The organism is Frankia sp. CeRuru1, assembly GCF_977966315.1.
This window is the reverse complement of the sequence record NZ_CDWWEW010000155.1, coordinates 2,526-11,489: the sequence shown is the minus strand read 5'-3', so window position 1 is coordinate 11,489 and position 8,964 is coordinate 2,526. Positions and strand designations below refer to the sequence as shown.

Genomic DNA, 8,964 nt, shown 5'->3' with positions numbered 1-8,964 from the left:
GGCTATGTCCGGCGGCGACCACGGCAAGTGCGCAGGCTTGGATGCCCATGCCCGCGATGATGAGTCGTTTACGGCCGATGCGGTCCGACAGCGCGCCGGTGGCGAGTTGCCCGACTCCCCAGACGGCGGGGTAGATGGCGGCGAGGATGCCGATGCGGGTCAGTGACAGCCCGGCGGTGGTGAACAGGATGGGGAACAGGCCCCAGGCGAGGCCGTCGTTGAGGTTGTTGACCATTCCGGCCTGGCTGACCGCGGACAGCGCAGGTTCGGTGAAGCTGGTCTGGGTGAAGATCCGCCGGGGGGTGAGCCCGCCGTGGAGGTGGTCGTGCATCCCGTCCGGGCGGGCACGGTGGCCGGCGGCTTCAGCGCGGGCGTGCCCCCGGGTCTCGCGGACGGCGAGGGTGGACAGGCCCAGGCCGAGGGCAGCGTAGACGATCCCGACCAGGAACGGGGCGGGGCGCAGCCCGTGGTGGGCTGCCAGGTAGCCGGTGGCCAGGGCGGTAACCGCGACGGCGAGGTAACCGGCGGCCTCGTTGAATCCCATCGCCAGCCCGCGCCGCGCCGGCCCGACCAGATCGATCTTCATGATGACGGTCGTGGACCAGGTCAGCCCCTGGCTTACCCCGAGCAGCTCCGCGGCAGCATGCCGCCACCCCGGTTATACAGTAATCCAGAGATTGCTGGAATATAGTCCGTGGGAGTCCGCTGTGGGTGATCGGGACCGCAAAGCCGCGCTCTACGAGCAGTTCGCCCGGGTGGGTAAGGCACTGGCCAGCGGCAAGCGGCTGGAGCTACTCGACCTGCTCGCCCAGGGCGAACGCAGCGTCGACGCCCTCGCCCGCGCCGCCGGCCTCGGCCTGACCACCGCTTCAGCGCACCTTCAGACGCTGCGCCAAGCGGGCCTGGTCACCACCCGCCGTGACGGCACCCGCATCCACTACTCACTGGCCGGCGACGACGTCGCCGCCCTCTACACCCACCTGCGCTCGGTCGCCCACGCCCACCTCGCCGACGTGGACGCGGCCCGCATCGCCTACCTCGGCGTGACGGGCGCGGCCGACGGCGGCGAACCGGTACAGGAGGTCACCCGCGACGACCTGCTCGAACAGGTACGCACAGGCCGGACCGTCGTCCTCGACGTCCGCCCGACCGAGGAGTACATCCAGGGCCACATTCCCGGCGCGCTGGGCATCCCGCTGGAGGAGCTGACCGACCGGCTCGACGAGATCCCCGCCGACGCGACGATCGTGGCCTACTGCCGTGGCGCGTACTGCGTGCTAGCCCACGACGCCGTCCGCCTCCTGCACGCCCAGAGACGCACCGCGGCACGCTTGGCCGACGGCATGCTGGAATGGCGCCTCGCCGGCCTCCCCGTCCAAACGGCCGCAGCATAGAACCCGGCGACGTCGGATCATCCAGCACCTGCGCTCCAGCGCGACTCGCCGCACTCTGAAAGCGGGAGGGAGCGCGGCGTGGGGACCGATTCGGGCCGTCCCGTCCGCTCGCTCCGGGAGGTGACAGTGATGATGTACTGGCACGACGGCTATGGAATGAGCGGCTGGGGCTGGTTTGCGATGTCCCTGGGCATGCTGCTGTTCTGGGCTGTGCTCATCATCGGGGCGGTGCTGGTGGTACGGGCGCTGACCCACGCCGGCGATCGCGGCCGTCCCCCGATGTGGCCACCCGCCGCGCCTCCGGCCGCCGGTGGGCACGGCGGGCATGCGCACGGCCCGGCCGCCGACGCCGACCGCACCTGGCTGACGGCCGCGTTGGCGCTGATCACGGCGTACCTGGCCGGCGAGGACCGTCGCCGAGCGTTCCCCTGCGACGAGGGCGTCCAGGATCCGCCGGCCGCTGGCTCCGAACAGGTCCGACAGCACCGCCGAGACCTTCAGCAGGGCATCCTCGAGCACCTTTTCGACCCGGTTGCGGTGCCGGGAGGACTCGGTGACCAGCACTGCCCGTAGCCTGGTCAGCTGCCGCAGGTCCCGGACCGGCGCCGACGGCACGAACGACGGCCGCAGCATCCCCCGCTCGTTGAGCTTGCACAACCAGACCGCGTCGAGCTTGTCGGTCTTCGGCCGGCCCGGGACGTTCTTGACGTCCCGGGCGTTGACCAGCCACACCTGAAGGCCGGCGGCCTCCAGCAGGTAGAACCAGATCCGCCAGTAGTCCGAGGTGCTCCCCACGACGATCCGCTCGACCCCCTGACACCGCACTTCCGGGCAGTCTGCGGTGCAGGTTGTGGGCGACCTGGGTTTTCCCGACGGCGTTCGGACCATTGATCCAGATGAGGGTCGGCACCGGCCGAAGATATAGTCAGGTTCAGCCAGACCAGCATCGCCCACCACACACCACGACCGATGCCCGCGGTTGACGAACGGCCCCGGGGTCCGACCAGCCTGTGTGGCCCTCATCCGGTGGCGGTCTCCACGCACCGCCGCACGAACAGGCCGCCGATCCCCAAGACGTCGTCGAGCAGTCGCCGCACACGCTCGGTCTCGTCGGCGGTGCAGTCGATCAGGACCTTGACCTCCACGTCACGGCGCCGACGGCGCTGCCACGGAAGACGTCCATACCGCCGCCGTCCGCGGCCACGGTCGTGAACGGCGGCGCCTGGCCGGGGCCACGACATGGCGGACGGCGTCTGGACGTGACCGTCCCCCCTTCGTCCCCGTCCAGGCCGTCGGCGAACAGGTTGCCCTGTACGTTCTTGGTGATGACCCAGCGGCTGCCGGTGGCGACCGCGGATGTCATCCGAAGTCGCCGCTGCCCAGCACCTCGGCGAGGCGGAGGCGGTTCGCATGGCCGCAACGTGGCCGTCCAGGCGGGGCTCGAACCAGCTGTTGAGGTCCTGACCAGCACCGTTCCACAGCGCTGGATCTCAAGCGCTAGATCGCAAACCGCATTCGCCCAGGCCAGAGGCATGATCAAAAAATGCGTGGACCATGTGTACCAGCATCCGAACCGATTGATCTTGGTTGCAGGCCCTGAGATCACCATCCGCCCAGTCGCCACGCGGGCCCTGACCTCGGACGATGCCCATTGATCGCGTCGATCGGAACGCCGCCTACCGAATCGAACAGATGTTCCGCATACCTGGCGGTTCCGGTGCGTCTGCTGATGTAGTTGTGGGGGTGGCGGTCGGGTTGGCATCCTTCAGCCGATAACGAGCCGTTCCCCGCCGAAGTCCGCGATGATCTCCAGGTGGCCACCGAGTGCTTTGACGTAGGCGGCGAGAGTGCGCAGCTCGCTGGCATCGACGTTGGCCCGCTCGATGGCGGAGACGCGTTCCTGCCGGACGTGCATGCGGTCGGCGACCTCCGCCTGGGTTAGGCCCAGACGCCGGCGCATCTCGGCGAGCCGAGATGCGCGGTTCTCCGCCACGAGCCGCCCCGCCCCCGCCTCGACCTCACGGCGGTCGTGTTCGTCGGGGAAGAACTCGGCGAGGAACCCGTCCCTGTCGTACCCGTGGACGGTGCTCATACGTCACGCTCCTTGAGATAGAGGGCGTAGCGGGCTTCGGCCAGTGGGATCGCCCTTTCGTACCAGGCTGACCACTGGCCGGCCTTGTCTCCGGCAACGAGTAGCACCGCGCGGCGCGTGGGATCGAAGACGAACAGGATGCGGACCTCGCTGGCTCCGCTTGAAGCGGGCCTGAGCTCCTTGAGGTTGTGGAGTCGTGAGCCCTTGATCCGGTCAACGAGCGGCCGTCCCAGGCTGGGGCCTTCGTCGAGAAGAGCGGTCACAGCCTGACCGACGAGGATCGCGGTGCTTCGGTCTGTTCGACGTAGGTCATGCAGCCACGCCCGGACCTCGCTGACGATCTCCAAGCGATAGGTCACGGCATGTCCCCTTCGGGGCCTAGGGTCCAGTACCTAAGTGTACTGCTACCACGCCACCGTGCGAGCCAGTCACGTCACTCCAGCCGACGGCTGGCCGAGACTGTATCGACCCGCGGCGACCTCGCACGACTACACCAACGCCGGGCGGCCCCGGACCCCGAAGATACCCGGCACCGACAGTCACCGCCGGAGTAGTCCATCCGGGAGCCCCGGCATTGCGCGAACCGGCAACCCTCTGGCCGTTCTCCAGCACCCCGGCACCGGCCACCGGATCGGCACTATCGGCGGGGTCGGTGACCACGGCCCCGACCGCCCGCGCGATCCCGACGAACGCGCCATGCGCCGTGTGCCACGAGACACGGCCACCGCCACGACCCGCAATCTCGTCGAGGGAAATGCCGCCGCCGGCTGCCTGCGAGTCCCACCACAGGCCGAACCTGAAGGTCGGCGCCGCGCAGCGTGGCGTCCTCCAGTGACCGTGGTGGGCGGTATTTCACGCCGCTCGTCAGGACACACCAGGATTCACATGGGTGCGGCCTTCGCGCTGTAGTGACAGACGATCAGCAGGTCGTGCAGCTGGTCGAGCGCCCCGGCCACGTCGGCCGCCGCCATGGTCAGCCGCCACTGGGCCTGTTCCGCCGCCGCGCTGACCGGCACCGGCCCGACCACGCCCTGCTTGTGCACCAGGGGTGGCAGTGGCGACCCGTCGTCGAGCGCCACGTCCTCCTCCGCCGGCTTTGGCGTGCTCAGGCTTGGCAACGTCGTTGGCGTCCCGCCTGCCGTGGGCACCCCGAACACGTCCAGTGCCCACACGGCGGAACCAGCCACTCCACGCCATCACCGAATACTTACGGTCCATGTCGTAGAGGAGTAAGCATTCACCTGGTTTAGGGATCTTGCTGTAGGTGGCGGTTCGTGGGCGTGGCTGTGGGCCGTGCAGGCGGGGCCGGTGCGGATCTGTTGGCGTGGGTGAGCCAGTCCGCTCCGGTGCGTGCGATGGAACAGGGGCGCATGTTCGGCATTGATGACCTGGATCCGTCGGACCGATCGGTGCTGGCTCAGATGAAGTCGGTGGTGGACACGACGGCGCGGGATCCGGAGCGTTTTCTCGCGCAGATGCATGAGATTCATCTGCGTAACGCCGCGGCGTGGGCGAACGCGGCGGTGGGGGCGGATCTGGCTGCTCAGATCGATCCCGACTTCCGCTTCGGCGCCGACCTGGTTCCGGCCGCCGGCGCCGGGCTGGGTGTGGCTGCCGGTGCGCGGAGCGCGGCGGGCTGACCTCCGGGGCGGCTCCCCGGCCAACGGGGAGCCGCCCGGCCTGCAATCAGGACCTGGCTGGCAACCGCTTGCCGCCAGGCTGCTTTTAGGTGTGCGTCCCGGTCGCAGCGCGGGATCAGGCGCGGCTGAGAACGATGACGTTGTCCGCGACGGTTGCAGTCGTATGCCCATCCGGGCCGGCGGCGGTGCGGTGGCTCCGTTCGCAGCGCGCGGTGAGCCACTCGGCCGGGTCGAGGCCGAGGTCGTCGAGGGTCTCGCGGGGAGTGGGGAAGTCCGCGGGATCGAGCTGCTTCCAGGACCACGGTGCTGACGAAGCATGGTCGATGAGGGCGAGGTAGCCGCCCGGCGCGACCTGGGTGGCCGCCTGGCGCAGGACCTCGCGGCGGTCGATCTCGACCGGGCTGTGGAAGTAGCAGGCGTAGACCAGATCGAACGGCCCGGTTGGCCGGGTGCGGGTCAGGTCGTGTCGCTGCGCGTCGATCCGCTCCGCCAGGCCCTGGGCCGCGGCGGCCGCGGCGACTCGGCTCACTGCTGTGGCCGAGACGTCCGTGGCGGTGAGCCTCCAGCCCAGTGTCGCCAGCCACATGGCGTCGCCCCCGTGACCGCAGCCCAGATCCCAGGCACTCCCCGGCCTGAGCCCGAGGGTCTCCATGACGGAGACCAGTGCGACGTTCGGGCGTCGTGCTGGTCCCGGATCCTCGCCTCTCTGGTAAAGAGGCTGCCAGAACCGCTCACTCGGCGAGGCGTCGTCCATGGCCGCATGCTGGTCCTCGCCGTCGGGCGAGGACAGCGAGGCCGGGCTCATCGTGGCCGGATCGCGTAGGGGAGCAGGGCCATCTCGCGCGCGTTCTTGATCGCGCGAACGACCTCCCGATGCTGCTTGGGCGTCAGTCCGGTGATCCGGCGGTCTCGGATCTTCCCGCGGTCGGAGATGAACATGCGCAGCAGAGCGGTGTCCTTGTAGTCGACATAGGTGATGCCGCGCTCGATCAGGATGTTGGGCTTCTTGCGGGGGGTCTTCCCCGGGCGCCGTGGTCGGTTCGTCATTCTCGTGCCTCGTCAGGGTGGTAGCAGCTGGCGTGTTACCAGCTGGCCTTGCGGATACCGGGGAGCTCACCGGCATGCGCCATCTGCCGGAACCGGATCCTGGACAGGCCGAAGTCCCGCAGGTGGCCGCGTGGCCTGCCGTCGACCTGGTCGCGGTTGCGCAGCCGGGTCGCGCTGGCGTCGCGCGGCTGGCGGCGCAGCTCCGCGACGGCGGCGTCCCGCTCGGCCTGCGGTGTCGAGGGCCTGCGGATGATCTCTTTGAGCTCGGCGCGCCGTTCGGCGTGACGGGCGACGATCACCCGCCGCCTGTTGTCGGCGGCGATCTTGCTTGCCTTGGCCACTGTGATCCTCTGCTGGTCGGGTAGGGAGTCGAGGGCTGGTGCCGCTACCGCTCCTCGCGGAACAGCACGTGGCGCCGGATCCGGGGGTCGTACTTCATGAGCTGGAGCCGGTCCGGGTCGTTGCGGCGGTTCTTGGTCGTGATGTAGGTGAACCCGGTCCCCGCGGTGGACCGGAGCTTGATCTTCTGGCGGGCCTCGTTACGGGCCATCAGACCTTCACCCCCTGGGCACGCAGCCGGCGCACGATCGCCTCAATCCCAACCTTGTCGACCGTCTTGATGACCTTGGCGGACAGGGTCAGGGTCACCCGTCGGTTCTCGCTGGGCAGCCAGTAGGTCTTCTTCTGGATGTTGGGGTTCCAGCGGCGCCGGGTGCGGACATGCGAGTGGCTCACCCGCATGCCGAACCCTGGCTTGCGCCCCGTCACCTGGCAGTGCGCCGACATATGCGTTCTCCTGGTCTGCGGAGGGTCGGGGGCTGGTAGGGCCGGCGCTCGAACGGGCCTGTCGCGCGCAGCAGGACCGTCAACTCGCTCCGGCTGATCTGGTGCTGCCCGACAGGTCTCCTGCGCTCCTTCATCGACCCGCCCGCTGCTGGTAGTGGAGTGGTGTGGTGTGGTGGCTTGTAATGAAAACGGTTTTCATCTTGCCTAAGAGCTTGCCGCGATGTCCAGCGGCGACCGGGGGTCATCCCGTGTGTCGGCCCGGAGGTGGGGTCGGTTCGAGCGGGTGTGGGCCGGCGGCGGCGACTTCGGGTGGCGGCATCGCGAGCCTGCCCGGGGGTATGGGGTGCCGGCCCGTCCGTGGGCGCTATCGTAATGAAAATCGTTGCCAACATTGATGGAGGCGTGGTGCGGCACACGGACGAAGGGCCGGACCGCTCCGATCGGACGAGCGCGGACGCTTCCGGCGGCATCGCTCTCGGCACTGTCGCCGAGACCCTGCTCATTCCGCTGTACGGCCGGGCGGAGCTCACGCGGCGCGGTGAGCGCCTGGTGGCCGACCCGAGGGCGGTCGAGCTCGTGGCGGCGATCGACTACGACTTCGCCCGGTTCGAGGGGCTGCCCAGCCTGGTCGGCGCCGCTTGGCGGACCGCGGTGTTCGACCACTGGGTCGAGGCGTGGCTCGATCGCCACCCCGCTGGGACGGTGGTGGAGGTCGGAGTTGGACTCAACACTCGCTACGAGCGGGTCGCGGCCGGTCGGGGCCGCTGGATCGAGCTGGACCTGCCGGACGCGATGGCGTTGCGCCGGCGATACTTCGCCGACGATGAGCACCGCCGGTCCGTCGCCGCCTCCGTGCTCGACGGCGACTGGCTTGACCTCGCCGTGGCGACCGGGCCGGGGCCCTGGCTGTTCGTCGCCGAGGCGGTGCTGGTGTTCCTCGGCGCCGACGAGGTGCACGGTGTCCTCGACCGGATCGCCCGCCGGTTGCCCGGCAGCACCGTCCTCTTCGACAGCTGGGGCGCCTGGATGCGGGAGCACCAGGAGGAGCACGACGCGATGAGCAAGGTCTCCGCCCGGGTGCGGTGGTTCTGCGACGAGCCCGCGGACCTCGCCGGCCCGGTGCCCGGCCTTGAGCTGGTGGAGTCGGTGATCCTGACCGAGGCTCCGCGGGTCGTCCTCGAACGGCTGCCGGCGGACGTGGCCGCGACGCTGCCCGCGATGAGCGCGGATCCGCAGGTCCGCTCCTAAGCGGGCGGCACCACGCTGGGAGCTGCCGTCTCCGTCCGCCAGGTGGTGGCGACCGGGCGGCTCTCGGCGCGGCGCTGGTGGCGCCGGCCGGACGCGGCCGACCAGACGGCGGTCGACGCGGCCCTGGCCCGGCTGGACCTGGGCCCCCTCGCGGACCGGCCGGTGGGAGAGCTGTCCGGCGGGCAGGCGCAGCGGGTCCTGCTGGCCCGCGCCCTGGCGCAGGAACCGGATGTCCTCCTGCTGGATGAGCCCTGTGAAGGACTGGACAGCGCGAGCGAGCAGGCCCTCCTGGCCGCGCTCGGTGAGCTGGCGGCGGCGGGGATCGCCGTCTGCTGTGCGCTACACCAGCTGCGCCTGGCGCGCGAGGTGTTCGACCGCGCGGTGATCATCGACCGAACAGTGCTCGCCGACGGGCCGGCCCGCGAGGTGCTGCCCGCCGACCGGAGCCCGGCCGCCGATGCGGGCCTGGTGGGCGGTGCGGGTCCGGTGGCCGGTGCGGGCCCACTCGACGGCGAGGATCTGCTCGCCATCCCGGGATGGCTGTCGTGAGCGGGGCGTTCACCTTTGGCTGGCTGATCGAGCCGTTCGACTACCCGTTCATGCGCCGTGCCCTGGTCGCCACCCTCGCGGTCGGGGTCGCGGCGCCGGTCGCGGGGGTCTGGGCCACCCAGCGAAGGCTCGTGTACCTGACCGACGCGATGAGCCATGCCATCCTCGCCGGAGTCGCCGGCGCCGCGCTGCTCGGCACCTCCCTGCT

General features: G+C 70.0%; 17 protein-coding genes. 5 read left to right on the top strand and 12 right to left on the bottom strand.

Going from position 1 to position 8,964, the window contains the following annotated elements:
• Nucleotides 1-586: MFS transporter (locus AC08OP_RS13020; RefSeq protein ID WP_476614425.1), on the bottom strand; the 586-nt coding region annotated here is incomplete at its 3' end.
• A 121-nt stretch (nt 587-707) separates the two neighbouring features.
• Between AC08OP_RS13020 and AC08OP_RS13015 the strand changes: the two genes are divergently transcribed.
• Nucleotides 708-1,394, top strand: coding sequence for an ArsR/SmtB family transcription factor (locus AC08OP_RS13015; RefSeq protein WP_476614424.1), 687 nt, complete (start codon nt 708-710; stop codon nt 1,392-1,394).
• Here AC08OP_RS13015 and AC08OP_RS13010 read toward each other — a convergent pair.
• The 6 genes from AC08OP_RS13010 to AC08OP_RS12985 form a co-directional block, all read right to left on the bottom strand.
• Nucleotides 1,278-2,282 (bottom strand): IS110 family transposase, encoded by a 1,005-nt coding sequence (locus AC08OP_RS13010; RefSeq protein ID WP_476614423.1) that lies wholly within the window; start codon nt 2,280-2,282, stop codon nt 1,278-1,280. The genes AC08OP_RS13015 and AC08OP_RS13010 overlap by 117 nt on opposite strands.
• Nucleotides 2,283-2,413: 131 nt before the next feature.
• Complete coding sequence (locus AC08OP_RS13005; RefSeq protein WP_476614422.1) at nt 2,414-2,539, bottom strand: hypothetical protein; 126 nt, start codon at nt 2,537-2,539, stop codon at nt 2,414-2,416.
• Nucleotides 2,521-2,757, bottom strand: a complete 237-nt coding sequence (locus tag AC08OP_RS13000) for a hypothetical protein (RefSeq protein ID WP_476614421.1) — start codon at nt 2,755-2,757, stop codon at nt 2,521-2,523. Before AC08OP_RS13000 ends, AC08OP_RS13005 begins: the two co-directional genes overlap by 19 nt.
• Nucleotides 2,758-3,159: 402 nt before the next feature.
• Nucleotides 3,160-3,486 (bottom strand): helix-turn-helix domain-containing protein, encoded by a 327-nt coding sequence (locus AC08OP_RS12995; protein ID WP_476614420.1) that lies wholly within the window; start codon nt 3,484-3,486, stop codon nt 3,160-3,162.
• Entirely contained in the window at nt 3,483-3,845 is a 363-nt protein-coding gene (locus AC08OP_RS12990) for a type II toxin-antitoxin system RelE/ParE family toxin (RefSeq protein ID WP_476614419.1), read from the bottom strand. Before AC08OP_RS12990 ends, AC08OP_RS12995 begins: the two co-directional genes overlap by 4 nt.
• Before the next feature lie 522 nt (nt 3,846-4,367).
• Nucleotides 4,368-4,673 (bottom strand): hypothetical protein, encoded by a 306-nt coding sequence (locus tag AC08OP_RS12985; RefSeq protein ID WP_476614418.1) that lies wholly within the window; start codon nt 4,671-4,673, stop codon nt 4,368-4,370.
• Between the two features lie 87 nt (nt 4,674-4,760).
• Here AC08OP_RS12985 and AC08OP_RS12980 point away from each other — a divergent pair, with 87 nt between their 5' ends.
• Nucleotides 4,761-5,126: a hypothetical protein gene (locus tag AC08OP_RS12980; RefSeq protein ID WP_476614417.1), complete on the top strand. Its 366-nt coding sequence runs from the start codon at nt 4,761-4,763 to the stop codon at nt 5,124-5,126.
• A gap of 115 nt (nt 5,127-5,241) precedes the next feature.
• Here the strand turns inward: AC08OP_RS12980 and AC08OP_RS12975 are convergent, their stop codons facing one another.
• Genes AC08OP_RS12975 through rpmB form a run of 5 tightly spaced genes read right to left on the bottom strand, consistent with a single transcriptional unit; the run spans nt 5,242 to nt 6,959 of the window.
• Complete coding sequence (locus AC08OP_RS12975) at nt 5,242-5,931, bottom strand: class I SAM-dependent methyltransferase (protein ID WP_476614416.1); 690 nt, start codon at nt 5,929-5,931, stop codon at nt 5,242-5,244.
• Nucleotides 5,928-6,173 carry a 30S ribosomal protein S18 gene (rpsR, locus tag AC08OP_RS12970; RefSeq protein WP_476614415.1) on the bottom strand — a complete coding sequence of 82 codons (246 nt, stop codon included), beginning with the start codon at nt 6,171-6,173 and terminating at the stop codon, nt 5,928-5,930. The genes AC08OP_RS12975 and rpsR overlap by 4 nt, the downstream gene beginning before the upstream one ends.
• Nucleotides 6,174-6,208: 35 nt before the next feature.
• On the bottom strand, nt 6,209-6,514 hold the full coding sequence (gene rpsN, locus AC08OP_RS12965; protein WP_476614414.1) for a 30S ribosomal protein S14: 306 nt from the start codon (nt 6,512-6,514) through the stop codon (nt 6,209-6,211).
• A 44-nt stretch (nt 6,515-6,558) separates the two neighbouring features.
• Entirely contained in the window at nt 6,559-6,723 is a 165-nt protein-coding gene (gene rpmG / locus AC08OP_RS12960) for a 50S ribosomal protein L33 (RefSeq protein ID WP_368954577.1), read from the bottom strand.
• Nucleotides 6,723-6,959: a 50S ribosomal protein L28 gene (rpmB, locus tag AC08OP_RS12955; RefSeq protein ID WP_476614413.1), complete on the bottom strand. Its 237-nt coding sequence runs from the start codon at nt 6,957-6,959 to the stop codon at nt 6,723-6,725. Before rpmB ends, rpmG begins: the two co-directional genes overlap by 1 nt.
• Before the next feature lie 405 nt (nt 6,960-7,364).
• On the opposite strand from rpmB, the gene AC08OP_RS12950 reads away from it, so the two are divergent.
• From AC08OP_RS12950 to AC08OP_RS12940, 3 genes are all read left to right on the top strand, one after another.
• Nucleotides 7,365-8,207 (top strand): class I SAM-dependent methyltransferase, encoded by an 843-nt coding sequence (locus AC08OP_RS12950; RefSeq protein ID WP_476614412.1) that lies wholly within the window; start codon nt 7,365-7,367, stop codon nt 8,205-8,207.
• A 45-nt stretch (nt 8,208-8,252) separates the two neighbouring features.
• The gene (locus AC08OP_RS12945) at nt 8,253-8,756 is read left to right on the top strand and encodes an ATP-binding cassette domain-containing protein (protein WP_476614411.1); all 504 of its coding nucleotides are present in this window, start codon (nt 8,253-8,255) and stop codon (nt 8,754-8,756) included.
• The coding region (locus AC08OP_RS12940) for a metal ABC transporter permease (protein ID WP_476614410.1) at nt 8,753-8,964 on the top strand (212 nt) is incomplete at its 3' end. The genes AC08OP_RS12945 and AC08OP_RS12940, both read left to right, overlap by 4 nt.